At 67.5% G+C, this 25,810-nt stretch carries 17 protein-coding genes; 7 read left to right on the forward strand and 10 right to left on the reverse strand.

The genetic code is table 11. The annotated features are described in order from the left end of the window. Positions 1–46: 46 nt before the first annotated feature. From AC07XS_RS10020 to AC07XS_RS10035, 4 genes are all read right to left on the reverse strand, one after another. Positions 47–2,419 (reverse strand): glucan 1,4-alpha-glucosidase, encoded by a 2,373-nt coding sequence (locus tag AC07XS_RS10020; RefSeq protein ID WP_182714321.1) that lies wholly within the window; start codon positions 2,417–2,419, stop codon positions 47–49. 8 nt (positions 2,420–2,427) lie between these two features. After that, entirely contained in the window at positions 2,428–3,360 is a 933-nt protein-coding gene (locus AC07XS_RS10025; RefSeq protein WP_321208064.1) for an alpha/beta hydrolase-fold protein, read from the reverse strand. Then, positions 3,357–4,877: an MFS transporter gene (locus AC07XS_RS10030; protein ID WP_182714322.1), complete on the reverse strand. Its 1,521-nt coding sequence runs from the start codon at positions 4,875–4,877 to the stop codon at positions 3,357–3,359. Before AC07XS_RS10030 ends, AC07XS_RS10025 begins: the two co-directional genes overlap by 4 nt. A 169-nt stretch (positions 4,878–5,046) precedes the next feature. Further along, on the reverse strand, positions 5,047–7,107 hold the full coding sequence (locus tag AC07XS_RS10035; RefSeq protein WP_182714323.1) for a glycoside hydrolase family 97 protein: 2,061 nt from the start codon (positions 7,105–7,107) through the stop codon (positions 5,047–5,049). Between the two features lie 105 nt (positions 7,108–7,212). Here AC07XS_RS10035 and AC07XS_RS10040 point away from each other — a divergent pair, with 105 nt between their 5' ends. Then, entirely contained in the window at positions 7,213–8,226 is a 1,014-nt protein-coding gene (locus AC07XS_RS10040) for a LacI family DNA-binding transcriptional regulator (protein WP_182714324.1), read from the forward strand. Between the two features lie 5 nt (positions 8,227–8,231). Here AC07XS_RS10040 and AC07XS_RS10045 read toward each other — a convergent pair whose 3' ends face one another. Together AC07XS_RS10045 and AC07XS_RS10050 are read right to left on the reverse strand one after the other, a co-directional pair. After that, entirely contained in the window at positions 8,232–9,872 is a 1,641-nt protein-coding gene (locus tag AC07XS_RS10045; RefSeq protein WP_182714325.1) for an alpha-amylase family glycosyl hydrolase, read from the reverse strand. Further along, positions 9,869–11,707, reverse strand: a complete 1,839-nt coding sequence (locus tag AC07XS_RS10050; protein ID WP_182714326.1) for an alpha-amylase family glycosyl hydrolase — start codon at positions 11,705–11,707, stop codon at positions 9,869–9,871. Before AC07XS_RS10050 ends, AC07XS_RS10045 begins: the two co-directional genes overlap by 4 nt. A 285-nt stretch (positions 11,708–11,992) precedes the next feature. Between AC07XS_RS10050 and AC07XS_RS10055 the strand changes: the two genes are divergently transcribed. Next, on the forward strand, positions 11,993–14,794 hold the full coding sequence (locus AC07XS_RS10055; protein WP_321208065.1) for a TonB-dependent receptor: 2,802 nt from the start codon (positions 11,993–11,995) through the stop codon (positions 14,792–14,794). Positions 14,795–14,989: 195 nt separating this feature from the next. Then, complete coding sequence (locus AC07XS_RS10060; protein WP_152949655.1) at positions 14,990–16,264, forward strand: sugar MFS transporter; 1,275 nt, start codon at positions 14,990–14,992, stop codon at positions 16,262–16,264. A 70-nt stretch (positions 16,265–16,334) separates the two neighbouring features. On the opposite strand, the gene AC07XS_RS10065 is transcribed toward AC07XS_RS10060, so the two are convergent. Next, complete coding sequence (locus AC07XS_RS10065) at positions 16,335–16,955, reverse strand: TetR/AcrR family transcriptional regulator (RefSeq protein WP_335337464.1); 621 nt, start codon at positions 16,953–16,955, stop codon at positions 16,335–16,337. Between the two features lie 118 nt (positions 16,956–17,073). Between AC07XS_RS10065 and AC07XS_RS10070 the strand changes: the two genes are divergently transcribed. From AC07XS_RS10070 to AC07XS_RS10085, 4 genes are all read left to right on the forward strand, one after another. Then, positions 17,074–18,282 carry an efflux RND transporter periplasmic adaptor subunit gene (locus tag AC07XS_RS10070; protein WP_054764935.1) on the forward strand — a complete coding sequence of 403 codons (1,209 nt, stop codon included), beginning with the start codon at positions 17,074–17,076 and terminating at the stop codon, positions 18,280–18,282. Between the two features lie 3 nt (positions 18,283–18,285). Beyond that, complete coding sequence (locus tag AC07XS_RS10075) at positions 18,286–21,552, forward strand: efflux RND transporter permease subunit (protein ID WP_054764936.1); 3,267 nt, start codon at positions 18,286–18,288, stop codon at positions 21,550–21,552. Beyond that, a complete protein-coding gene (locus AC07XS_RS10080; protein WP_152949657.1) occupies positions 21,552–22,988 on the forward strand; it encodes an efflux transporter outer membrane subunit in 1,437 nt (478 codons plus the stop codon). The genes AC07XS_RS10075 and AC07XS_RS10080 overlap by 1 nt, the downstream gene beginning before the upstream one ends. 182 nt (positions 22,989–23,170) lie before the next feature. Next, positions 23,171–23,374 carry a hypothetical protein gene (locus AC07XS_RS10085; RefSeq protein WP_182714329.1) on the forward strand — a complete coding sequence of 68 codons (204 nt, stop codon included), beginning with the start codon at positions 23,171–23,173 and terminating at the stop codon, positions 23,372–23,374. Positions 23,375–23,408: 34 nt separating this feature from the next. On the opposite strand, the gene AC07XS_RS10090 is transcribed toward AC07XS_RS10085, so the two are convergent. The 3 genes from AC07XS_RS10090 to AC07XS_RS10100 all read right to left on the reverse strand — a co-directional run. Next, positions 23,409–23,585, reverse strand: coding sequence for a hypothetical protein (locus AC07XS_RS10090; RefSeq protein ID WP_182714330.1), 177 nt, complete (start codon positions 23,583–23,585; stop codon positions 23,409–23,411). A gap of 145 nt (positions 23,586–23,730) precedes the next feature. Next, the gene (locus AC07XS_RS10095) at positions 23,731–24,060 is read right to left on the reverse strand and encodes a hypothetical protein (RefSeq protein ID WP_182714331.1); all 330 of its coding nucleotides are present in this window, start codon (positions 24,058–24,060) and stop codon (positions 23,731–23,733) included. 657 nt (positions 24,061–24,717) lie between these two features. Beyond that, positions 24,718–25,810: HlyD family secretion protein (locus AC07XS_RS10100; RefSeq protein ID WP_321208066.1), on the reverse strand; the 1,093-nt coding region annotated here is incomplete at its 5' end.

Raw genomic sequence — 25,810 nt, forward strand, 5'->3', positions numbered from 1 at the left:
AGGGTGAAGAAGGCCCCGGAGCACTGGCTCCGGGGCCTTTTTCGTATCAGCGGGCGTAGCGGCTTTCGACCGGCTCGTACCGATCCCATACCTTGCCGTCGGCCAAGGACCGCAGCAGCTTCAGATATTCGGCATGGGTCCAGGCCAGGGGCGTGGCCGAATCGGTGTTCTGGCCCAGGGCGTAGTCGCGCGCGGTCGAGTTGCCGACCCCGTCCCAGACCTGTTCGGCCAGCATCAGCCCGTCATTGGCGAACCGCTCCATGCCGCGCACATAGGTCTGGCGGATGGCGGCGATGTCGGCGGCGGACGGAGCGCCGTTCAGGCTGACGCGGGCCAGCTCATAGTGGCCGCGCTCGCCGGTGAAGAAGGGCCAGACCCGACCCCGCTGACCAGGGCTCATCTGCCCGCCGACGCCGTAGTTGGCGCCCGTGACATGATCCTCGCCATAGCCGTCCACGCCGTAGCGGCGCCAGCCCGGAGTCTGGTCGCCCTCCGGCCCGAAGTCGTAGCGGACCCGGTACAGGTCCTCCAGGCTCTGGTCGTCATAGACGGGCAGGGTCGACAGGATGTGCGGATCGTCGGCCTTTCGCACCCCGTAGCGGACCAGTTCCAGGAAGCCGCCGTCCACGACCCGGTCCTCCTGGGGCGCAATCTGGCCGTTGGCGGCGCCGATCGGGGCCTTGTCGTTCGGGTTCTCGTTCTGAGTGATGCGGATGAAATAGCGGCCGTCGCCGAAGTCGCCGCTGGTCGTGAACATCCGCTCTTCGATCTTGGAGGCGTAGCTGTCGGCGGCGAGCTGATAGCGGGTCGCTCCCGCCGCATCGCCCGAGGCGCGCGCCATTTCGGCCGCGACCGTCAGCCCGGCCACCACGGCGGCGGTTGTGGAGGGGGAATAGCCCTGCTGCTCTTCCCACCGCTCCTGCTGGGTGAAGGGCGGCTTGATCTCGGCGTCGTTCCACAGAAGGCCGATCTTGCCGCCGTCCACCAGGAAGTCGGCCGCCGGCTTCAGCATCGAACGATAGTGGTCGGCCATCTGGGCGTCGGACAGCCAGCCCAGCTTCCACAGACGATAGCCCAGCATGATCGGCATGGCCGTCTGGTCCAGCTGGACCGCCACCCATTCCAGTTCGCCGTCCACATGGGTCTTCTGCAGGAACCAGCCGCCGACGCCGGTATTGCCGGGCGTGTTCGGGCCGACCTGGACCTGGGGCAGATAGTTGAAGGCCGCCAGAGGCGTCTCCTTGTCGCCCAGGGCCGCCAGGGCCATGGCCACCTGATAGAAGTCGCGCGGCCAGACGGCCTTGTAGCCGGTGGAGGACTTGGAGGCGTCCACCGTGTCGCCCCAGGGGTTGGACAGGGAGGCGATCAGGGCGCCGGCATGGGTGCGGTCCTCCTGCACCTTCAGCATCAGGGCCGAGGCGTAGGCCAGCTTGCCTCCGTCCGTCGCCTGTTCGGCGATGCGCGGCAGTTCGGTCAGGGAGGCGACATAGTCCTCCCAGCCGATGCGATCACCCTCGCCGTTGAACCGGGCCAGGACCTCGTCTAGGCCGACAGCGAAGGCGCCGTCCGCCGCCGCCTGGGCCTCGGCCTCGCTGGAGCCGAAGCCGATCACGAAATCTCGGCTCAGGCTCTGCCCCTGACGCAGGCGCGGCAGGGCGCCCGTCATCATCGTATTGCCCGCCGTCTCACCGGTGGAGGCGTAGGTCCAGTCCATCCGGCCGTCCTTCAGGTCGGTCAGACCGTCCGAGGCGCCGACGAAGCCGACGCCGGCCTTGTCGAACGGACGGCTCGGCTTGAGCACCAGATGGGTGTCGCCTTCCCAGGCATGGAAGGCCTGGCGCGTGACCTGACCCCGGTCGTCGACGCCGGTGTTGGCGATGTGCGGCTCCAGCAGCAGATAGGGCGTGGCCTCTCCGCTCAGGGCCGTGATCTTGACCCGCAGCACCAGGGCGTTGCGGTCCGGGTCGGTGAAGATGCGTTTCTCGATTTCGAACCGGCCGGCCTTGTCGCGCGTGGTGACCCTATAGGCCGGCGACAGGGGGCGGCCCTGGGCGTCCGTATGCAGATATTCGGTCTGCTCGGTGGTGTCGGCGCCCTCCACAGCCAGGCCGTCAGGGGTGACGACGGCGAAGCGAAGCGCCTTGATCTGGGCCTCGTGGATCAGGCCGTACATGGTTTCGGTCAGAACGCCGTCGGCGATGGAGAACCAGACCTTCGACACCGCGCCGGTCGGGCCGCCGTCACGGTACTGGCCGTCGACATAGGCTTCATAGGAGGCCCCGGCGCCGGTCTTGGCGGCGCTGGACCAGGTAGGCGGATCACCCGGCGCGCCCGGAGCGATCCCGGACTGGGCCGAGGCGGCCGAGGCGAGCGCCAGGCCGGCGGCGCCGGCGAGGCAGAAGGAACGGAAGTGACGCATTGTGGTCCTCACGGGTTGCGCGTGGGGGCGGGGGAAAGAAGAAAGCTCAGGGGAACGTCCAGCCGCTGGTTCCACGAGGCCTCATTGTGCTGGGCGCCGGGGAAGACCAGGCTCTGGAAATCGCCGGGGCCGTAGCCGCGACGGCGGAAGACGGCGTCCACCTGGGTCTGGAAGGCGGCGTAGAACTGATCCAGGGTCTCATCGCCCCGGTCGAAGTAGAAGCGGTTCGCGCCGGGCGCCGGCAGGCCGCGCTCGATCACCCCGGTCCAGGCGGCGACCAGACGTTCGCGCCAGGCCTCCAGGCCTGGGCCGTCCAGACCTGTGACCCGCAGCGGCCAATGGGTCGACAGACAGGCGGCGGCGGAGAAGACGTCCGGCCGTTTCATCACCGCGTACAGTGAGATCAGCCCGCCCATGCTGGAGCCGCTGATCAGGGTGTCCTCGCGGCCGGGCAGGGTGCGGTAGGTCCGGTCCACGAAGGGTTTCAGCTCTTCGGTCAGGAAGCTGATGTAGCCGTCCGACAGGGGCGGGCCGCCATAGACGGCCTGAACATCGCCGCGCATGTCCTCGGGCAGGGCCGCGATCAGATCGGCCGGGACATATTCCCGCAGGCGAAGATCCGTGTTCCAGACGCCGACCACGATGGGCGCCCGCACCTGACCGCCGGCGATCAGCCGCGTCAGATGCTCGTCCACCCCCCATTCGCCGAAGTTGGCCGTCGAGGGATCAAACAGGTTCTGTCCGTCGTGCATGTAGAGGACGGGATAGGCCGCATCCGACGTCTCATAGCCCGGCGGCAGCCAGACGGAGACTTTGCGGGGCTTCACATGGGCCGAGGTCACGGCCTCGTGGAGGATCAGACGACCGGCCGCCGTCTGCGCCCGTGCGGCGCCGGCGAAGGGCAGGGCGGCCGCCAGGGCTAGGAGCGCGCGGCGGTTCACGCCCTTTGCTCCCGCACCCTCAGGGCGCTGAAGGCCGCCAGCAGGAAGGAGGCGGCGCCCAGCACCAGGGCCCAGATCGCCTGTCCGCTGAAGAAGTGCTTCAGAATCAGGCCCAGCACCGTGGCCGCCAGCAGCTGGGGCACGACGATGAAGATGTTGAACACGCCCATATAGACGCCCATCTTCCGCGCCGGCACAGCCGCCGACAGGATGGCGTAGGGCATGGAGACGATCGAGGCCCAGGCGAAGCCGACCCCGACCATCGGCAGCCACAGCAGGCCCGGCTCGCGGATCAGGAAGACGCCGAACAGACCCGCCGCGCCGAGCATCAGCATCAGGGCGTGGGTCGCCCTGCGGCCGATCCGCCTGGCCAGGACCGGCAGGGTGAAGGCGGCCAGGGCGGCGACCCCGTTATAGACCCCGAACAGAACCCCGACCCAGTCGGCCCCGGCTGCGTAGGCGGCCGAGGTGGTGTCGGTCGTGCCGAAATGGACGCTGGTCACGGCGGCGGTGGTGTAGATCCACAGGGCGAACAGGGCGAACCAGCTGAAGAACTGGACCACCGCCAGGTCGCGCATGGTCTGGGGCATGCGATAGACGTCGTTCAGGATCTCGGTCACGGCGTTGGCGATGCGGCGGCGCTGCATCAGGCCCACTGCGATCTGCAACAGGCCGAAGCCGACGAAGAAGCCGGCCAGGACCAGCAGCTCCTTCTCCAGATCGAAGGCGGCGATCAGCACCAGGCCGAGCCCCCCCAGAACGGCGCAGACCAGGCCCGAACCCATCCAGCCCCGCACGCTGCGGGCCGGCGGCTCCGGCGCATCGTCTGCCGGGGCGGCGCCCAGGGCTTCAAGGCGCGCGCGTTCGAAGGCGGCGAGCTGTTCGGGGCTGTATTCGCGGGTGCTCAGCACCGTCCACAGCACGGCCGTGAACAGGCCGGCGGCGCCGACGTAGAAGGCGATCTTGACCGACAGGGGCACGACGCCCGCCTCAGCCGTCGAGACCACGCCGAAGACGTTCGACAGCAGCCAGGGCAGGACCGAGGCGAAGACCGCCCCTGCGCCGATGAAGAAGCTCTGCATCGCATAGCCGGCGGTGCGCTGCTCCTCCGGCAGATTGTCGCCGACGAAGGCGCGGAACGGCTCCATGGTGATGTTGATCGAGGCGTCCATGATCCACAGCATGGCGGCGGCGAACCACAGGCCGGGGCTGTTGGGCATGGCGATCAGGGCCAGGGTGGTCAGGATCGCCCCGACCAGGAAATAGGGGCGGCGACGCCCGAACCGGGTCCAGGTCTTGTCGCTGAAATGGCCGACCAGGGGCTGGACCAACAGACCCGTCAGAGGGGCGGCGATCCAGAGGATGGCCAGGCTGTCGACCTCGGCGCCTAGGGTCTGGAAGATCCGGCTGGTGTTGGCGTTCTGCAGGCCGAAGCCGATCTGGATGCCGAAGAAGCCGACGCACATGTTCCAGATCGCCAGGCCGGACAGGCGCGGGCGGTGGGAGAGGAGGGTCATGATCTTCCCCCGCTTGCGGGGGAAGTGTCGCGTCGTGGCGCGCAGCGACACGCGTGACGATGGGGGGAGTTCAGCCTTCTGTCAGAAGACTTCCCTCTCCGACCCTGGATCGCTGCGCGATCGACGGGCCACCTCTCCCGCAAGCGGGAGAGGATCTGAAAGTCGCCCATCACCGACGCCCCCGCCCGAACGGCACGAACCGGATCGCCTGGCCGCCGCCGGGCGCGAGCGCCAGCGTCAGCGTGTCCGCCGACGTCACCTCGCGCTGCTCGATGACGATGTCCTCGCGCTTGCCGCGATAGTCGGCGTCCGGCCCGTCGCGATAGATTTCGGCCCGGTAGCGCCGGCCGGGGTCCAGGAAGTCCAGAGGCGCCGTAAGGACGCGCGGATGCTCGTCGGTGATGGCGCCCAGGGCCCAGACGTCCGACGCTCGATCCTTGCGCGCTATGGCGACATAGTCGCCCATCTCGGCCGCGAGCACGCGGGTCTCGGCCCAGTCGACCGGCACGTCCTTGATGAACTGGAAGGGGCCGGGATTGGCCTCGTAGTTGACCAGCAGGTCGGCGGCCATCTGGATCGGGCTGTAGATGACGACATAGAGGGCCAGCTGTTTGGCCCAGGTGGTCTGGACCCCGCCGGGGCTGCGCGTCTCCATGCCGAAGATGCCGGGCGTATAGTCCATCGGCCCGGCCAGCAGGCGGGTGAAGACCAGGTTCGGCTCGTGCTCGGGCGGATTGCCCGGATTGCCCCAGGCCGAATACTCCATGCCGCGCTGACCCTCGCGGCTGATGATGTTCGGATAGGTGCGGCGCAGGCCCGTATCCTTGAACGGTTCGTGGGCGTTGATCGCCACCTTGTGGCGTGCGCCGGCTTCGACCACGCGCATATGGTGCTGGGCCATGGCCTGGCTTTCGTGCCAGGCCATCACCATCCGGCCGTCCGGCCCGGCGACGCGCGCGCCCTGGGCGTCGGCGACATAGCCGGTCTTGACCGAATGGACGCCCAGCCGCTCATACAGGGCCATGGCCGGTTCGAGCTGCTGCTCATAGTGGAAGGCGTTGCCGCCGGTTTCGTGGTGGCCGATCAGCTGGACGCCCTTGGACCGGGCGTGGGCGCAGACCGCCTCGATGTCGAAGTCGGGATAGGCTTCGGTGAAGCTGAAGTCCGAACCATTGGCGAACCATTGGCCGTCCCAGCCCTTGTTCCAGCCCTCGACCAGCACCCCGCCCAGGCCGTGCTCGGCGGCGAAGTCGATGTGTTTGATGGCGTTCTCGGTGGTGGCGCCGTGTTTGGGCCCGGAGTTCCAGCTCTTCAGATCCAGATGCATCTCCCACCAGACGCCGACGTATTTCATCGGCTTGAACCAGCTGACGTCGCCCAGCCTGTTGGGTTCGTTCAGGTTCAGGATCAGGCTTGATTCGATCAGGCCGGCGGCGCTGTCGCTGACCTGCAGGGTCCGCCAGGGGGTGTTGAACGGCGCCTGTCGCACCACGGCGGCGTTGGTCAGGCCGGGCGTCAGCTGGGCGCGGAACCTGGTTTCCTCCGACCGGCGCAGATTCATGCCGGCGTAGTCGATGCAGGCGGCCTCGTGGATCGAGACGTGCAGGCCCGACCGGCCCTTGACCGTCATCGGCGTCTGGGCGCTGCCGACCGCGCTGATCGGGGTGCGGCTGTAGAGATATTCCTCGCGGTTCCATTCCCAGGCCGGGCACCACAGGGCCTCGCCGTCCTCGGCCAGGTTGAACTCGGTGATCTCCGAACCGATGCGGACCGTCTTCAGGGCGGGCTGGTCCGGGAATTCATAGCGGAAGCCCAGGCCGTCGTCATACAGGCGGAAGACGACATCGACGCGCCGTTGCAGGCCGCCGGTCTCGGCGTAGCGGACCCGCCATTCGTTATAGTGGTTGCGGATGAAGCGGCGCTCGCCCCAGGGCTGTTCCCAGGTCTCGTCGAAGGTCACGGGCTGACCGGCCGTGATCGCCAGGCCGCGCTCGATCGCCGGGGCGTCGGTCAGCAGGAAGCCGAGCTTGGACGGGGCCACGACCATCCGCCCCTGACGCAGCACTGCATACATCGGCCGACCGTCGTTGTCGGTGAAGGCCTCGACCGTCAGGACGCCGCCGGGCGAACTGGCGCGGGCGTGGGTCGGCGCGGTCTGGGCGCGAACGCCCGTGGCGCCGAAGGCCAGGATCGAGGCGCCGCCGAGGGCCAGGAAGGATCTGCGCTTCATCTGTGAACTCCGTTACGCCGCCTCTTGCCAACCGCCGCGAACGGTGGCTGAAACGTTTGCAGAAAAATTTGCAGGCTCGAAAGCCTGTGCTGAGGACCCGCGACCTTGAGCCGCAAGACAACCCGACTTGAAGACATCGCGCGCCTGGCCGGCGTCTCCGTCGCCACCACCTCGCGGGCGCTGAACGACAGCCCCGCCGTCAACGACCGCACCAAACAGCTGATCTGGAAGCTGGCGAAGGAGCACGACTACCCCTTCCGCCGCTACATGCCCGCCGGTCCGATCGGGGCCCAGGGCACCATCGCCCTGGTGACGCCGCGACCTCAGGGGCGGGAGGGCCGGATCTCGGACCCCTTCTTCCTGGAACTTCTGGCGGGGGTGGGCGAGGCGGCGCGCGAACGCGGTTGCGACCTGCTGATGAGCCACATCTCGCCCGCCACCTATGACGAGCTGGCGGCGGCGATGAACACCAGTCGCGCGGACGGGGTGATCTTCCTGGGCCAGTCCAGCCTGCACGGCGCCTTCAACCGACTGGCGGCGGGCGACCATCGCTTCGTGGTCTGGGGGGCCGACCTGCCGGAGCAGGACTATTGCTCGATCGGATCGGACAACTTCTCCGGCGGACGCCGCGCGACCTCCCACCTGGCGCGGCTGGGGCGCACGCGCATCGTCTTCCTGGGCGATCTGGATCCGCCCGAGGCCATGCAGAGGCACCGCGGCTATCTGGAGGCGCTGGAGACGGCGGGCCTGTCGGTCGACGCCGAACTGATCGTCCCCGCCCATTTCGAGGTCGAGTCCGCCGAGGCCGCCGTGGACGCCCTGGTGCGTCGGGGCGTCAGGTTCGACGGGGTGGTGGCCGCCTCCGACCAGATCGCCCTGGGCGCCGTGCGGGCCCTGCAGCATGCCGGCCTGTCCGTGCCCGGCGACGTCTCCGTCATCGGTTTCGACAATGTGCCCTTCAGCCGCTATTCGCGCCCGGCCCTGTCCACCATCGCCCAGGATACGATGAAGGCCGGAAGGCTGATGGTGTCCAAGCTTTTGGACCACGGGGGCGCGACGGCCGGTCGGTCGGAACGGGTGCCCACCGACCTGATCGTGCGCGAGACCTGTGGCGGCTGAACGGATCATGCCAGTCTGAAGACCAGGCCGGCGAGCGGAGGCAGGGCGGCGCCGTCGGCCTCGGTCCAGTTGATCGCCTCGATCCGCGTCGCGTTTTCGGGCGGGCTCCAGTCGATCCGCTCGTGACCCAGGTTGAAGACGCACAGCAGCCGCTCTCCGCCGCCGCCGCGCTCCTGGCGTTCGAAAACCAGAAGGTCCGAGGTCTGGATCGGCGCCATGGCGCCGAAGCGCAGGGCCGGGTGCTGATGACGCAGCCGGATCATGCGGCGGGCGACGTGCAAGGTGGAGCCCGGATCGGCTTCCTGGGCATCCACCGCCAGCGGCAGGTGACGGGGATCGACCGGCAGCCAGGGTTCGACGGTGGAGAAACCGGCGTTGGCCTGATCCGCATGCCAGGGCATGGGCGTGCGGGCGCCGTCGCGGCCCAGGGTCTCGGGCCAGTTGGCGATGGCCTCGGGATCGACCAGCCGCTCGAACGGCACCTCGGCCTGGGGCAGGCCCAGCTCCTCGCCCTGATAGACGAAGACATTGCCGCGCAGGCAGACCAGCAGCATCAGGGCCATCTCGGCGAAGGCCTTGCGGTCCCGCCCTTGCGCCCAGCGCGACACGGCGCGCGGCGCGTCATGGTTGGAGAAGGTCCAGGACGGCCAGCCTTCGCCCTGCTGATCCGGCCACATGGTTTCGCCCCGCGCGACCAGTTCGCTCTTCAGCGTGTCGGCGTACAGATAGAGGAAGCCATAGGCCGAGTGCAGGCGATCGGTCCCGGCGGTGTATTCCTTCATCTCGCGATCGGCGTGATCGCCGCCGACCTCGGCGACGGTGAACCGCCCCTCATAGCTGTCGGTCAGGGCGCGGATCCGGTTCAGGAAGCCGATGATTTCCGGCTGGCTCTGGTTGTAGATCTTGTCCTGGAAGTCGAAGGGGCGGGTGCGCTTCTTGCCGTCGTTGATCGGCGGATTGTCGGTCAGCTTCAGGTCGTGGATGGAGAAGTTGATGGCGTCCAGCCGGAAGCCGTCGACGCCCCGGTCCAGCCAGAAGCGCGCCGCCGCGATCAGGGCGTCCTGAACCGCCGGATTGCGCACGTTCAGCTGCGGCTGCGAGGCCAGGAAGTTGTGCATGTAATACTGGCCGCGCCGCGCGTCCCAGGTCCAGGCCGGGCCGCCGAACACCGACTGCCAGTTCGACGGCGGCGATCCGTCCGGCTTGGCGTCGGCCCAGACGTACCAATCGGCGTGCGGTCCGGTGCGCGAGGCCCGGCTGTCCAGGAACCACGGGTGCTCGTCCGAGGTGTGCGAGAAGACCTGGTCGATCACCACCTTCAAACCCAGGTCGTGGGCGCGCGCCACCAGGGCGTCGAAATCGGCCAGGGTTCCGAAGATCGGATCGACGTCGCAATAGTCGGCGACGTCATAGCCGAAGTCCTTCATCGGCGAGGTGAAGAAGGGCGACAGCCAGATGCCGTCCACCCCCAGCGAGGCGACGTGGTCCAGATGGTCGGTGATCCCCTTCAGGTCGCCGACCCCGTCGTTGTTCGCATCGGCGAAACTGCGGGGATAGATCTGGTACAGAACGGCGCCCCGCCACCATTCAGTGTGGGCGGTCGCCGGCTGGGCGGCGGTCGCGAGATCGAGGCTGTGGGCGTTCACTGGGGCGTGCTCTTGCAGATCAGATAGTCGAGAGGGGGGATGCGGACGGCGTAGCTGGCCGGCGCCGAGGCCTGGGATTCGCAGTCGCCGCGCACAGCTTGCCACCGCAGCGAACCGGGCTCCACCTCGACCTGGGCCGTGACTGCGGCGGTCGAGCTGTTGAACAGGACCAGGGTCTCGCCGCCGGATTCGTCCAGACGAGACAGGGCGAACAGGCCGGGCGCGTCGCCTGCCGCGCGGACGATCTGTCGGCCCCGGCGCAGGGCGGGATCAGCGGCGCGGATTCGGGCCATTTCGGCGATGGCCTTATAGAGGGGCGCTGTCGTGGCATAGGGCGTCTGCCGTCCGCCGATCGGCTGTTCCGCCGCATAGACCTGGGTCAGGCTGGGCCACATGTCCTGGCGCGAGTTTCCATAGCCGCCGGCGCCGGCGAAGCCCTGTTCGTCCCCGTAATAGAGGGTCGGCACGCCCCGGCTGAACATCATCAGGGCGTGGGCCAGTTTGACCCGGGCCAGGATTTCGGCCTCGTCCGCCTGCGGATTGGCCTGTTTTACGAAGAAGCCGACCCGGCCCATGTCGTGATTGCCCAGGAAGGTCGGCAGGACGGCGGCCGTCTCGGCGCCCTGGGCGTAGACGGCGTCGGCGGCGAACAGCCGGGCCAGGGCGTCGGTCCCCGTCTTGCCGGATGCGACCTCCACCGCGGTCTTCTGGAAGGGGAAGTCCAGCACGGCCGGATAGGCGTCCTCCCGCGTGAACCGCGCCGTCACCGCCGGGTCGGGGTCGTAGACCTCGCCGAAGATGTGGAAGTTCGGAATGCCCCTGGCCCGCGCCCGCTCCAGCATGGCGGGGATGAAGGCCTGCCAGAACTCTGGGTTCACGTGGCGGGCGGTGTCTATGCGGAAGCCGTCGATCCCGTACTTGTCGATCCAGCCGCCGAAGATGTCGATCATGCCCTGGACCACGACGGGGTCCTCGGTCAGCAGGTCGTCCAGACCGGCGAAGTCCCCGTCCAGCGAGCTTTCGCCCGCGAAGGTGCTGTCGCCCCGGTTATGATAGTGGATGGGGTCGTTCAGCCAGGCCGGGACCTTGGCGGTCTCTTCGCCCGCCGGGACATAGGGGGTGTAGGCGTAGTCGGGCCGGGTCAGGCGCGAGAAGTCCCGCCCGTCGAAGCCGTCGTTGATCGCCGCCCCGTCCACCCCGCCGCGGCGGGTGTAGGGATAGTCGGCCCGGCTGCGGTATTCGCACGGCCTGTCCGGGCATTCGCGGTAGCGGATGACGTCGGCCGTGTGGTTGGCGACGATGTCCAGATAGACCTTCATGCCCCGCGCATGGGCCGCATCGACCAGGGCCCGCATCGCCGCCTCGTCGCCGAAATGGGGATCGACGACCGTGAAGTCGGTGATCCAGTAACCGTGGTGCGCCGCGCCGGTGTAGCCGTTGTGCGTCTGCACCGGCTTGTTCTTGAACACGGGGGCCAGCCAGACGGCGGTGGCGCCCAGGCCCTGAATATAGTCCAGCCGCTGCGTCACCCCGGCGAGATCGCCGCCGTGGTAGAAGTCGGTGTCCGACGGATCGAAGCCGCTTTTCAGCCGCTCGGGGGCGTAGCCGCCGTGGTCGTTCGAGGGATCGCCGTTGGCGAACCGGTCGGGCAGCAGGAAGTAAATGACCTCGTCCTGCGGCGGACGCTGACGCAGCGCCGTCAGGGCGTCGGCTGCGGGCGACGCGGCCGGGGCCTCGGCGCGGGCCTGAAAGGGCAGGGCCGAAAGGCTCGCCATCAGAGCCGTCGCTGCGGCCAAGGCGCGGGCGCGGTTCGTCTTGCGGGGGGCAAGGCTCATCCTGTCGGTCCTCCTGTCTGAAAAGTGCAAAGCCTTCCAGATCGATTTGCAAGATTTTGCAGTCCAAGGCCTGCCTGTCAACGCGGATTAGAATGCTGCGATGCAGCGACAGCTTGGCCGTATCGATCCGTAAATCCGCGTATATGGGGCTTTCGCGGCCTCGGGGCGTGCGACGAAAATGCGTCGTCCACATTAACGGCTTGCAACCTTGTCGAAGATTTGCATATTTTTGCGAAGGCTTCGGCTGCGACATTCAGAATCGCGGCGGCCCCAGGGAGGATGACCATGTCTCAACGTCTTAACCGGCGCGTGCGCCTGCTGTCGGGCGCTGCTGTCGGCGCCGCCGCCTTCGTCGCCGTCGGGGCGGCGCAGGCTCAAACCGCGACCACCGCCGCTCAGGCTGACCAAGCGCCGACCGAAGTCGGCGAAATCGTCGTCACCGGCATCCGCCGCTCGATCGAGGCCTCGATCTCGGCCAAGGCCAACAACACCTCGATCGTCGAAGTCATTTCGGCCGAGGACATCGGCAAGCTGCCGGACGTCTCGATCGCCGAATCCCTGGCGCGTCTGCCCGGCGTGACGATGCAGCGCCTTGACGGCCGCAGCCAGCAGATCTCCATCCGCGGCCTGGGCCCGGATTTCACCACCGCCCTGCTGAACGGCCGCGAACTGGTCACCACCGGCGACAACCGCGGCGTCGAATTCGACCAGTTCCCGTCGGAACTGCTGGGCAGCGTCGTCGTCTACAAGACCCCGGATGCGGCCCTGCTGGGTCAGGGTCTGGCGGGCTCGGTCGATCTGCGCACCGTGCGGCCCCTGGCCTACGGCCGTCAGGCAATCGCCCTGAACTATCGGCATGAGTGGAACGACATCGGCGCCCTGAACTCGGGCACGACCGACAGCGGCGACCGCTACACCGTCTCCTACATCGACCAGTTCATGGACGGCACCCTGGGCGTCGCCCTGGGCTACGCCCATATGAGCTCGCCCTATCAGTCCGAGCGGTTCAACGCCTGGGGCTATCCCACCTATTCCGACGGCAATCTGCTGACCGGCGGCGTCAAGCCCTACGTCATGTCCTCGGAGCTGGAGCGCGACGGCTATATGGGCGTGCTGGAATGGCGCCCGAACGACCGCATCCATTCGACGATCGACGCCTTCTATTCCGAGTTCAAGAACACCCAGGTCCTGCGCGGCATCGAATTTCCGCTGGCCTGGGGCGGCTCTTCGGGCGACTGCACCGTCAACGTCGCCTCGCCCGTCTGCCGTCCGGCGCCGTCGCTGCGCCCCGGCTACACCGTGGAAGACGGCCTGATCGTCGCCGGCACCTGGGACAACATCAAGGGCGTGGTCCGCAACGACCTGAACAAGCGCGACAGCAACATCACCGCCCTGGGCTGGAATACCGAATTCGTCGCCAATGACGATTGGACCCTGGGTCTGGACCTCAGCTATTCGAAGGTCGAGCGTGACGACATCATCCTGGAGACCAACGCCGGGACGGGCCGCAACATCAACGGCGCCCTGGACACCCTGGGCTTCGAACTGACCGACGACGGGGTGACCCGGTTCAACAGCCGGCTCGACTACGCCGACGCCAGCCTGATCCGCATCACCTCGGCCCAGGGCTGGGGCTCGGACGTCATTCCGGGCGGACAGGTCGGCTATATGAACACGCCCTCGATCGAGGACGAGCTGAAGGCGGCCCGCATCACCGCCAAGCGGACTCTGCACCAGAGCCCGTTCAGCTCCATCGACTTCGGCCTGAACTATACCGAGCGCAACAAGAGCTTCGTCAACGACCAGTACTATATCGGCGTCCCCGGCGGCGGCGATCTGTTCGTGCCGTCGGAATATCTGCTGGCCCCGACCGACCTGGGCTATCTCGGCATTTCGCAGGTGCTGAGCTATGACGCCCTGGGCGTGGTCAACAGCGGCCTGCTGGATCGGGTTCGCAATCCCAACGCCGACGTCGCCGCCGGCAACTGGGAAGTGACCGAAAAGGTCTCTACCGCCTATATCCGCGCCAACATCGACCACGAACTGTTCGGCATGCCCCTGACCGGCAATGTCGGCATGCAGTTCGTCTATACGGATCAGAGCTCCAGCGGCTTCTCGGCGCGGCAGGTGGGCCCCGGCGTTGCTGAAACGGTCGCCGTCAACGGCGGTGCGGAATATCTGGAGATCCTGCCAAGCTCCAACTTCATCCTGGAGGTCGGCGACGACATGTTCGCCCGCTTTGCGGTCTCGCGCACCCTGGCGCGTCCGCGGATGGACGACATGCGCGCCTCGCGGAACTACAGCTACAACACCAGCCTGGCCCAATCGACGGACATCAACCGTTCGCCGTGGGGCGGCGGCGGCGGCAATCCGGAACTGCGGCCCTATATCGCCGACGTCGCGGACCTGTCGTTCGAGAAGTATTTCGCCAACCGCCGAGGCTATGTCTCGCTGGCCGGCTTCTACAAACACCTCGAAACCTACGTCTATAACCGCAACCAGATCTTCGACTTCAGCGGCTATCCGATCGGCGTGATCTCGCCGACCAACCCCGAACCGGCTCTGCGCCAAGGTCTGGTCGGTGCGCCGGACAACGGCGACGGCGGCTGGATCAAGGGTCTGGAGTTCTCGGTGTCGGCTCCGTTCGACCTGCTCCACCCCGCGCTCGAAGGCTTCGGGGGCGTCTTCAGCGCCTCGGCGACCGACAGCGAGGTCCAGCCCGACCCGACCCAGGCCCCGACCACCCTGCCGGGCCTGTCGGAGACGGTGGTCAACGGCACCCTCTATTATGAGCGTTACGGCTTCCAGGCGCGGGTCTCGGGTCGCTACCGGTCGGACTTCCTGGGCGAGGTCGCCGGCTTCGGCAACGGCCGCACCCTGCGGTCGGTCGCGGCGGAAACCGTGGTCGACGCCCAGATCGGCTACGAATTCCAATCCGGTCCGCTGGAAGGCCTGTCGATCCTGGCCCAGGTCAACAACCTGACCGACGAGCCGTTCAAGACCTTCGAAAACGGCGATGAGCGCCGGACCATCGACTATCAGAGCTACGGCCGGACCTTCGCGGTGGGCATGAACTACCGCTTCTGATTTCTCCCCTGAGCAAACTGTGGCCGCCTCGGAAACGAGGCGGCCTTTTTCTTCTGTGGGCCCACTGCGCGCCAAAGTTTGGTTACAGGCGCCCTTTTTCCGCTGGACGGCGCGTCCGCTATGGCCGAACCAAGGCGACCAGAACCGCGCGGGCACAGCGCGGCGTCTTCGTATCATCCGTAAGGGGGAATATTCATGTCCGCACCAGAGGCCGCAAGACGTCAGGGCACAGGCCTGGCCTTCGCCTATGTCACCACGCTCTTCTTCGCCTGGGGCTTCGCCACCTCGCTGATCGATCCGCTGATCGCGGCGGTGAAGCGGGTGTTCGATCTGAACAACGCCGAGGCCTTTCTGACGACCTTCGCCTGGTTCATCGCCTATGGGCTGATGTCCCTGCCGGCGGCGGCGGTGCTGGGCCGGCTGGGCTACAGCCGTTCGATCATCGGCGCCCTGGTCGTCATGGTGGCGGGCTGTCTGATCGTGCCGGCCGCCACGGCCGCCGACTGGTATCCGGGCGTGCTGATCGCCCTGTTCGTCATCGCCTCGGGCGTCACCCTGCTTCAGGTCGCGGCCAATCCGCTGGTGGCTGAACTGGGCGCGCCCAAGGGCGCCTCCAGCCGTCTGAATCTGTCCCAGGCCTTCAACTCCCTGGGCACCACGGTCGGTCCGTGGCTGGGGTCGCACGTCCTGTTGACGGGCGGCGTCTTCGCCGCCGGCGCCGTGGTCACGGCCGCCACCCGCACCCAGTCGCTGCGCAGCATCGACATGGCCTTCCTGGGCATGGGCGCCTTCTTCGCCGTGGTGGCCTTCTTCATCTTCACCGCCCGCAAGAAGATCAATGCAGCGGCGCCGGCCGCCACCCAGGCGGTCTCGCCGCTGAAGGCCTTGACCTCGCCTTGGGCGATCTTCGGCGCCCTGGCCATTTTCCTCTACGTCGGTTCTGAAGTGGCCATCGGCGGCATGCTGACCAACTTCCTCGAAAGCCCCGAGACCCTGAACGCGCCGATCGAGACGGCGGGCAAGATGGTCGCCCTCTACTGGGGCGGCGCCATGGTCGGCCGCTTCATCGGCTCGCTCGTTCTGACCCAGGTCCGGCCGGGAATCGTCCTGGCGGTCTGCACCGTGACGGCGGCGGTCCTCTGCTTCGTCGTCAGCCGGATCGGCGGACCGACGGCGGCCTATGCGGCCCTGTCGATCGGCCTGTTCAACTCGATCATGTTCCCGACCATCTTCACCCTGACCCTGGAGCGGTCCACCGCCCCCACCTCGGCCACCTCGGGCCTGTTGGTCTTCGGCATCATCGGCGGCGCCCTGCTGCCCCAGGTGGCGGCGCGCATCGCCGACGCCGCTGGCGCGCTTCAGCCGGCCTTCGTCGTGCCGATGCTGGGCTATGTCGGCCTGACGATCTTCGCCGTGGCCTGCATCCGCACCAAGGCCAAGACCGAGGTGACGACCACCGTCTCGCACTGAGGCCGGTCTTCAGACACGACAAAGGGCGCGGAGAGCCATCTCCGCGCCCTTTTCAATTCCGCGCGGACGGTCAGCCGTCGATCAGGCCCTGAAGGATCGGGGCCAGGCGGTCGCGCATCTTTTCGCAGTCGGCCTGGTCGATGTTGAAACTGCCGCCGCCCAGTTCGCGGCTGACCGACATCCCCATGATGAAACCGGCCAAGAGGCGGGCGCGGACCCGGGCGTCTGGTCCGCTGATCCATTCCTCAAGCGGGCCGAAGAAGCGGGCCGTGCAGGTGTTCTGAACCATTTCAGCGGCCTTGTTCGAGCCGATGGAGCGCAGCATGATCGCCATGCCCTTCAGCTTTTCAGCCTTCTTGGGCTCGAAGACGATCTCGTGGGCGACGCGCCGGCCGAACTCGGACTTGTCGCCCGACATCAGGGTGCTGCCGTCGCTGCAGCTGTCCAGGGCCGCCAGGAACAGATCGTCCTTGGAGCCGAAATAGCGGCTGATCAGGGCCGCATCGACGCCGACGTCGCGGGCGATGTCGCGCATGCCCACATCGTCATAGCTCTCGGCCGCGAAACGGTCGCGTGCTGCTTCGAGGATGGCCGTGCGGGTGGCGGCGGCGTTCCTCGGGCGGGGGCCGGGACATAACAAGGGGGCGACACTCCAGAATGAATAACCGTAGCCTCCATATGGCTTTGTCAACGCCTGTTGACAAGCGTCACGACGCCACCCATTAAGTCACCATGCGTTGACAAGGCCGGCTCCCCACCGGTCCTCATCCGCACGACAGGGATTTACCTCCGACAGGGAGATTGCGCAGATGCGCGGGCTGAAGATTGCGGCCGTGTCCGTCATGGTGACGGGCGCGCTTTATGGATGTTCCCCCAAGGCCGAGGGCCAGGCGCCCGGCGGCGCCCCGCCGGTGACGGTGGCCACGCCTCTGCAGCAGAAGGTGGTGGACTGGGACGAGTTCACGGGACGCTTCGAAGCGATCGAGAGCGTGGATGTCCGCGCCCGCGTCGGCGGCTATATCCAGGCGGTCCATTTCCGCGACGGCCAGATGGTCCAGAAGGGCCAGCTGCTCTTCACCCTGGACCCGCGCCCCGCCCAGGCCGCCCTGGCCCAGGCCCAGGCCCAGGTCGCTCAGATGCAGTCGCAGCTGACCCTGGCCCGCGCCAATCTGGCGCGCAGCGAGACCCTGCTGGCCTCCCAGGCCGTTTCCCGGGCCGAATATGACGCCAACAAGGCGGCGGTCGATGCGGCCCAGGCCAATCTCGCGGCGGCCAACGCCGCCGTTCGCACCGCCCAGCTGAACCTGGAATACACCCGCGTCACGGCGCCGACCTCGGGCCGGGTCTCGGATCGTCGCGTCGATCCGGGCAATCTGGTCGCCGGCGGCTCCTCGGCGGGCGACGTCCTGACCACCATCGTCTCGGGCGGTCCGATCCACTTCGTCTTCGACGGTTCGGAAGCGGTGCTGTTGAAATATATGCGAGACGGCGGCGCCAGCCAGGGCTCCCCGGTTCGCATCCGCCTGCAGGACGAGAGCGGCTTCACCCGCACCGGCCGGCTGGACTTTTCGGACAACGCCCTGGACACCTCGTCCGGCGTGATCCGCATGCGCGCCATTGTGCCGAACGCCGACGGCTTCCTGCGGCCCGGCCTGTTCGGCCGCGCCCAGGTCGCCGGCGCCGGCTCCTATGACGCCCTGCTGGTGCCCGACACCGCCGTCGGCACCGATCAGGCGCGCCGCGTCGTCTCGGTCGTCAACGCCGACGGGTCGGTCACGACCAAGCCCGTCGAACTGGGTCCGATCGTCCAAGGTTTGCGCGTGATCAAGTCGGGTCTGGCCCCGACCGACCGCGTCATCATCGCCGGCCTGCAACGCGCCGCCCAGCCGGGCTCCAAGGTCACGCCCAAGACCGGCAAGATCCAACCCGTCGCCCAACAGGCGCCGGACGCCCCGGTCACCCAGGCGGCCCCGGCCTCCACCGCCTCGTTCGCCACCAGCCTTTCGACCGGCGACTAAGCCATGAACATATCCCGCTTCTTCATCGACCGGCCGATCTTCGCGGCCGTGATCGCGGTGGTGATCACCATTGTCGGCGTCTTCGCCTATCCGCTGCTGCCCCTGTCGCAGTATCCGGAGATCGCGCCGCCGACGATCACCATCAACGCCGCCTATCCCGGCGCCTCGGCCGAAACCTTGGCCGAGACCGTCGCCGCCCCCATCGAGCAGGAGGTGAACGGCGTCGAGGACATGCTCTACATCACCTCCTCGTCCACCTCGGACGGGGCGGTGGCGATCACCGTCACCTTCCAGCCGGGCACCGATCTGGACGCCGCCCAGGTGCTCGTCCAGAACCGCGTGGCCCTGGCCGAACCGCGTCTGCCCGAGGCGGTCCGCCAAACCGGCGTGGTCGTCAACAAGGCCGAGAGCGGCTTCCTGATGATCCTGGGGCTGACCTCGCCCGACGGCTCGCTGAACAACGACTATGTCGGCAACTACGCCAACTCGACCCTGCGGGACCGCCTGCTGCGGATCGAAGGCGTGGGCGCGGTCCAGGTCTTCGGCGGCGGCAACTATTCGATGCGGGTCTGGATCGACCCGGCCAAGGCGGCCGAGCGCGGCCTGACCGGGCCGGACATCGTCGCCGCCCTGCGGGCCCAGAACGTCCAGGCCGCCGCCGGCTCCATCGGCCAGCCGCCCTTCCCGAACAGCGCCTCGGCCTTCCAACTGCCGGTCCAGGTCCAAGGCCGTCTGACCGATCCCGACCAGTTCTCCAACGTCGTTCTGAAGACCGACAGCGAGGGCCGTGTCACCTATCTGCGCGACGTGGCGCGGATCGAACTGGGGGCCCAGGACTACGGCATTCGCGGCTTCTTTGACGGCCAGCGCGGCGTCGGCCTGGCCATCGTGCAGCAGCCGGGCGCTAATGCGCTCGGCACCGCCGATCGGGTCCTGGCCGAGGTCGAGGCCGTCAAGGCCGAACTGCCGGCCGGGATGCAGGTCTCGGTGCCCTACAACCCCACCGAATTTGTCGCCGCCTCGGTTGAGTCGGTTCAGCACACCCTGATCGAGGCCGTGGTCTTGGTCGTGATCGTGGTCATGGTCTTCCTTCAGACCTGGCGCGCGGCCATCATTCCGATCGTGGCCATCCCGGTCGCCCTGGTCGGCACCTTCGCAGTGCAGCTGGCGCTCGGCTATTCGATCAACTCCCTGTCCCTGTTCGCTCTGGTTCTGGCGGTCGGCATCGTCGTCGATGACGCCATCGTCGTGGTCGAGAATGTGGAGCGGGCGATCAGCGAGGGTCTGTCGCCCAAGGAAGCCGCCTATCGATCGATGCAGGAGGTCTCGGGCGCCCTGATCGCCATCGGCCTGGTGCTGGTGTCGGTGTTCGTGCCGACCATGTTCGTGCCGGGCATTCCGGGCATCTTCTACCGCCAGTTCGCCGTGGTCATCGCCTCGGCCTCGGTCATCTCCCTGTTCGTCTCCCTGACCCTGTCGCCGGCCATGGCCGCCCTGTTGCTGAAGCCGCACGACAAGGACCACGGCCCGGTGCGCAAGCCCGGCGTCCTGGGGACCGCCGTCTATTACGTCGGCTGGGGCGGACGGAAGTTCAACGAGGGCTTCGACTGGCTGTCGGACCGCTATGGTCGTCTGACGGCGCGTCTGGTGCGCACGGTCGGCATCGTGCTGATCCTGTACGCCGGTCTGTTGGGCCTGACCGCCTGGCGTCTGGTCGACACCCCCTCGGGCTTCATTCCCGAACAGGATCAGGGCTTCCTGATCGGCGTGATTCAGCTGCCGGCCGGCGCCTCCCTGGACCGGACGGAGGCGGTGATGACCCGCGCCCGTCAGATCATCGAGGGCACCGACGGGGTCAACGGCACCGTGGCCTTCGCGGGCCTGGACGGCGCCAGCTTCTCGTTCGGATCGAACGCCGCCACCATCTTCGTGCGCCTCGATCCCTTCGAAGAACGCTCCAAGGAAGAGGCCGCCGCCGCCCTGGCCGGGGCCATCACCCAGGCCACGGGTCAGATCGAGGACGCGCAGATCTTCGTCATCGCCCCGCCGGCGGTCCAGGGTCTGGGCAACGGCAACGGCTTCAAGATGATGATCCAGGACACCTCGGGCGCCGGCTATCGCGCGCTGGAGGGGGCGACCTTCGCCATGATGGGCGCCGCCGCCCAGGCCCCGGATCAGGTCAGCCAGGTCTTCTCGACCTACAACACCGGCTCGCCCCGCATCTCGGCCGACGTCGATCGCGACAAGGCCCTGATGATGGGCGTCCAGCCCAGCGCCGTCTTCGATACCCTCGGCGTCTATCTGGGCTCGTCCTACGTCAACGACTTCAACCTTCTGGGCCGCACCTATCGGGTGACCGCCCAGGCCGAGCCCCAGTACCGCGACGACATCGCCGACATCGCCAACCTGAAGACCCGCTCCTCCAGTGGGGCCATGGTGCCGATCGGGTCGGTGGCCAATCTGGTCAATGACTCCGGCCCGTCGCGCGTGGTCCGCTACAACCTGTTCCCGGCGTCCGAGCTGCAGGGCAACCCGGCCATGGGGGTCTCCTCCGGCCAGGCCCTGCAGGTCATGGAGCAGATGGCGACCAGCACCCTGCCGCAAGGCTTCACCTACGAGTGGACCGAGCTGGCCTACCAGCAGAAGGCGGCCGGTTCGGGCGCGACCATGATCTTCCTGATGGCCGTGGTCTTCGTCTTCCTGGTGCTGGCGGCCCAGTATGAAGCCTTCACGCTTCCGCTGGCGGTCATCCTGATCGTGCCCATGTGTCTGCTGGCCGCCATCATCGGTGTGAACCTGCGGGGGCTGGACAACAACATCCTGGTCCAGATCGGCCTGGTGGTTCTGATCGCGCTGGCGGCCAAGAACGCCATCCTGATCGTGGAGTTCGCCAAACAGGCTGAAGAAGAGCAGGGCATGAACCGGTTCGACGCGGCCGTGGCCGCGGCCCGGACCCGTCTGCGCCCGATCCTGATGACCTCCTTCGCCTTCATCCTCGGCGTCGTGCCGCTGATGCTGGCGAGCGGGCCCGGCGCCGAAATGCGCCAGTCGCTCGGCACGGCGGTCTTCTCCGGCATGCTGGGGGTGACCTTCTTCGGCCTGATCTTCACCCCGGTCTTCTATGTCGTCACCCGCTGGCTGTCGTCCAAACTGCCGCAGGGCAAGACGCCGACGCCCACCGGCGCCGAGACCGTCCGTTACGATCAAACTTCCAGCCTGACCGATCCTAATGCGCCGGCTCCGGCCACGGGTCGGGGAGGGGACATCTGATGACCCGCACCAAGACCCTCAGCTTCCTGACCGCCGCAGCCGCCGGCGCCCTGCTCGCCGCCTGCGCGGTCGGGCCCAAGGCGCCCGAGGCGGCTCTGCCGACCTCGGGGACCGGCGGCTTCGTCGGCGCGGCCAATCCGGCCGTGACCGCCGCGGCCCCGGCCCGCGACGACTGGTGGCGGCTGTACGACGATCCGACCCTGGACGGCCTGATCCGTCAGGCCTTCGCCGAGAACAACGAGCTGGAGGCGGCCTTCGCCAATCTGCGCGCGGTTCGAGCGTCCCTGTCCGAAGCCCGCGTCGGCCGCTTCCCCAGCACAACGACCAGCGCTCAGGCCCAGCGCAGCCGCGCCTCGGCCGCCACCGTCACCGGCCTGCCCGCCGGCGAGGACGCCCCCGAGATCGACACCTATGACGTCGGTCTGGCGGCCAGCTACGAGGTCGATCTGTTCGGACGGGTGGAATCCACCATCCGCGCCGCCCGCGCCGACGCCCGCGCGGCCGAGGCGGCTCTTGCCACGGTCCAGGTCTCGGTCGCGGCCGAGACGGCCCGCGCCTATGCCGACGTCTGCTCGGCCAACGCCCAGATCGCGGTGGCGGAACGGACGCTGGAGCTGCAGCGCAATACCGCCAACCTGACCCAGACCCTGCTCGACGGCGGGGCGGGCACCGGCCTGGACGTGGCCAGCGCCCGCGCGGCCCTGGCCCAGACGGCGGCGACCCTGCCGACCCTGCGGGCGTCGCGCAACGAGGCCCTGTTCCGACTGGCCACCCTGACCGGCCGCACCCCGGCCGAGGCCGATCAGGCCGCCGCCGCCTGCGTCCGGCCGCCGCAGCTCAGCCGGCCGATACCGGTCGGCGACGGCGCGGCTCTGCTGGCGCGTCGTCCCGACGTGCGTCAGGCCGAGGCCAATCTGGCCGCCGCCGCCGCCCGCGTGAACGTGGCGACCGCCAACCTCTATCCGCAGATCAGCCTGGGCGGCTCCTTCGGCTCGACGGCGCTGGAGTCGAGCGAACTGGGCGACGACCAGAACTATCGCTTCAGCTTCGGTCCGCTGATCAGCTGGTCCTTCCCCAACGTCTTCGCCGCCCGCGCCCAGATCCAGGCCGCCGGCGCCCGCTCGGACGCCGCCCTGGCGACCTTCGACCAGACGGTTCTGACGGCCCTGCAGGAGACCGAGACGGCGCTCAGCAACTACGCCAACGAACTGGACCGCCGCGCCGCCCTGACCGAGGCGCGGGACCAGGCCGCCCGCGCCGCCACCCTGTCGCGTCAGCGTTTCAACGCCGGCGCCGACAGCTTCCTGGTGGTGCTGGACGCCGAACGCACCCAGGCCGCCGCCGACGCCGCCCTGGCCCAGTCCGACGCCCTGGTCACCACCTACCAGATCGCCCTGTTCCGCGCCCTCGCCGGCGGCTGGCAGGCCGAGAGCTGACGAGAGAAAATCCTCCGTCCCTTGGGGGGAGTGAAGGCAGGCCGCCGGCGGTCCTTCGGGCCGCCGGCGTTCGTGCGTCGAGAGTCACAATCGTCCACAAGGACGTCGGCGTGTCGTGTTCCTAATTTGTTCTCCTCGTGCTTAAACCGACTGCGGCGGTCGGCGGCGTGACGGAGGATCAGATGAATGACGGAATTCTGGCCGATATGATGGCCGAGCTGGATGCGGAGCTGGCGCCGGCCGAGGCGTCCTTGCCGCAGCATCCCGAACACACCCGCCAGACCGAGGTGATGCGCGCCTTGGCCCTGGGTCTGGGCAATTTCGAACGGATGCGGGCGCACGACGTGCATCTGCTGGCCGCGCGCCTGTCGTCCGGCCGGTCATGAGAGAAATCAAACCGGAGTGATCAGGCCGGGACGATCAGGGCTGTCGCTTGAAGGTGTCGCCCACTTCGGCCGCATCAGGCCCGTCGGGCCCGGCGCTGCGCCGCTCTTGGTCGCCCACCTTCTTCACGTCTGCCTCTGGCGTCAGGGCGTCCGGCTTGCCCAACGGCTCAGCGCCGTTCTTCTTGCGGCCCTCGGTCTGAATGTCATCCATGATGGTCTCCCTTGCTGATGAGGGAGCGCGGGGGGCAGGGGGTGGGTTCCGTTAGCCCCCTCAACAAGCCAACCAAGCCATGAGCTTGAACGCCAAGCAAGAAATGGGGACTAGACGGTCTCACGTGACTCGATGCCTAGGCAATTTACTTGACGTTGGAAGAAGCTCCCATCTCAAAAAGATCTTTTGCCATCGAAAAGATCTGTCCACCAAAAGCCAAGAGCGCGACGATAGCGGCGAACATGCCTAAAACTAGAAAAATTGTATTCCAGCGCGTTAGCCGTGCTTGCTGTTCTGCATCTTCAGCCGCTTTCTTTGCTTCTCCGACCAAAGTGTTCAGATTCTTAATCTCACCCAGCACCGTGGCTTGCGTGACCTTGAATTCTCCCAAAAGGTCAGAAAATTTTTTATCGGTTTGGGCTTCTGTCAGCTTAGCGCGGAGTTCAGCTTCTTCACGGGAGATTGCGTCGCTCATTAAGCCGTCCTTACCGTAGCCCGGTGTCAATTTTTCGGCGCGCCTAGGATCATGACGCGATACTAGCTGCTCTGGAAGTTGATCCCAAGGGCGTAAGTCGAGCGGGCCGGAGGCGATCCATTCTGACAGGTACGGCCTCGAAACAGCAGCCCCAGCGGAGAGATTTGAGTACTGATCGCCGATCTCATTGTCTGTAATTCCCCATCTCTCGTGCGCGCGTTTGCGACTAGTCTTCATCGCTGTCGCTCTGCTCAGAAAAATCTGCCACTCGCTTCAGGGTGTCGGCAAGTGTTCGTGCATTGCCAGGGCTTAAGGCGACAGCTGTGCAATAGCGAGTTGCTCCAGGCGCTGACTCTCCAAAAGCCACCCTTACTATGTTCGTTCCGCCCATTACATGCACCGTATTGACGTAATAGGCGGGTACTGAAAGCGCTTCTTCGGAATCGCGCTTATCGGCCTCATCCTTAGCGCCCTTTAGGTCGTTTTCCGCGCCGCCTCGGGCTTTGCGTACCGGACCTCTCGCGACGGACCCCTTTTGTGGTGCAGGCAACTTCGACATAATCTCCCCCTGGGTACCTATGATTGCAACCATAGAGATTCTGTTTGGCCGCGCTAGGGGTAGTGTGGGCAAAATGCAGTCAGGTGGATTGCAGCTTATTACGTAGCCCCCGTATCCACCCTGGCCACCACCGACATGCCGGGCGACAGGCGCTCCAGGGCCGGTTGACCGGAATCCAGCCGGATGCGGATGGGGATCCGCTGAGCGACCTTGGTGAAGTTGCCGGTGGCGTTGTCGGGGCGGATGACGCTGAACTCGCTGCCGGCGGCGGGGGCGATGCGTTCGACGCGGCCGGTCAGTTCCTGGCCGCCCAGGGCGTCGACCGTGACCGTGACCGGCTGACCGACGCGGATGTCGCGCATCTGGGTCTCCTTCATATTGGCCGTGACCCAGACGACGTCGGGGACCAGGCCCATCAGCTGGGAGCCGGCGGTGACATACTGGCCCTGGCGCACGCCGATCTCGCCCAGCCGCCCGGAGCGGGGGGCCACGATGCGGGTGTTGGCCAGGTCGATCTGGGCCAGGCGGACGGCGGCGCGGGCGTTTTCGACGGCGGCGGCCAGGCTGTCGCGGTTGACCACGGCGGAGGTTACGCCGGTCTGGGCCACGCCCTCGGCGGCCTGGGCCTGGGCCAGCTGGGCCTGGGCGCTGCGCAGGGCGGCGACGGCGATGTCCACATTGGATTGCGACACCCAGCCGCCGGCCTTCAGCGTGCGGGCGCGGTCGGCGTCGGCCTGGGCGCGGGTCAGGGTCGCCTGGGCGGCGGCGATGGCCGCGCGCTGTTGCGCCACCGTGCCCCGCGCGGACGCCTGGGTTTGGGTCGAGTTGGACAGGGCCGCCTCGGCCGAGTGGAGCGCCGCCTCGGCCTGTTCGAGGCGCTGGCGATAGGTGCGGTCGTCGACCTGGGCCAGGAGCTGGCCCTGCTGGACGGTCTGGAAGTCCTGAACCGGGACGGCGGTCACATAGCCGCTGACCTGGGGGCTGATGATCGTCACCTGGCCGCGCACATAGGCGTTGTCCGTGCGCTGGATATGGCCGGTGAAGGGCGGCAGCCGCCAGGCGTAGAGAACCAGTCCGACGGCGAAGACGGCCACCGCGGCCGCCACCACGGCCCAGAGGACGCGCTTGCGGGGTTCGGGCGCGGCAGGGGCGGCGGCCGGCGGCGGAGGAGCGGAGGGGGCGGTGTCGGTC

Source organism: Brevundimonas sp. GW456-12-10-14-LB3 (assembly GCF_059424365.1).

Bases quoted from the DNA above. Each gene is read 5' to 3' on its own strand.
- AC07XS_RS10050 (WP_182714326.1), bottom strand. From the start codon at position 11,707: ATGAGCCTTGCCCCCCGCAAGACGAACCGCGCCCGCGCCTTGGCCGCA.
- AC07XS_RS10075 (WP_054764936.1), top strand. From the start codon at position 18,286: ATGAACATATCCCGCTTCTTCATCGACCGGCCGATCTTCGCGGCCGTG.
- AC07XS_RS10080 (WP_152949657.1), top strand. From the start codon at position 21,552: ATGACCCGCACCAAGACCCTCAGCTTCCTGACCGCCGCAGCCGCCGGC.
- AC07XS_RS10085 (WP_182714329.1), top strand. From the start codon at position 23,171: ATGAATGACGGAATTCTGGCCGATATGATGGCCGAGCTGGATGCGGAG.
- AC07XS_RS10035 (WP_182714323.1), bottom strand. From the start codon at position 7,107: ATGAAGCGCAGATCCTTCCTGGCCCTCGGCGGCGCCTCGATCCTGGCC.
- AC07XS_RS10070 (WP_054764935.1), top strand. From the start codon at position 17,074: ATGCGCGGGCTGAAGATTGCGGCCGTGTCCGTCATGGTGACGGGCGCG.
- AC07XS_RS10095 (WP_182714331.1), bottom strand. From the start codon at position 24,060: ATGAGCGACGCAATCTCCCGTGAAGAAGCTGAACTCCGCGCTAAGCTG.
- AC07XS_RS10060 (WP_152949655.1), top strand. From the start codon at position 14,990: ATGTCCGCACCAGAGGCCGCAAGACGTCAGGGCACAGGCCTGGCCTTC.
- AC07XS_RS10090 (WP_182714330.1), bottom strand. From the start codon at position 23,585: ATGGATGACATTCAGACCGAGGGCCGCAAGAAGAACGGCGCTGAGCCG.
- AC07XS_RS10055 (WP_321208065.1), top strand. From the start codon at position 11,993: ATGTCTCAACGTCTTAACCGGCGCGTGCGCCTGCTGTCGGGCGCTGCT.
- AC07XS_RS10020 (WP_182714321.1), bottom strand. From the start codon at position 2,419: ATGCGTCACTTCCGTTCCTTCTGCCTCGCCGGCGCCGCCGGCCTGGCG.
- AC07XS_RS10030 (WP_182714322.1), bottom strand. From the start codon at position 4,877: ATGACCCTCCTCTCCCACCGCCCGCGCCTGTCCGGCCTGGCGATCTGG.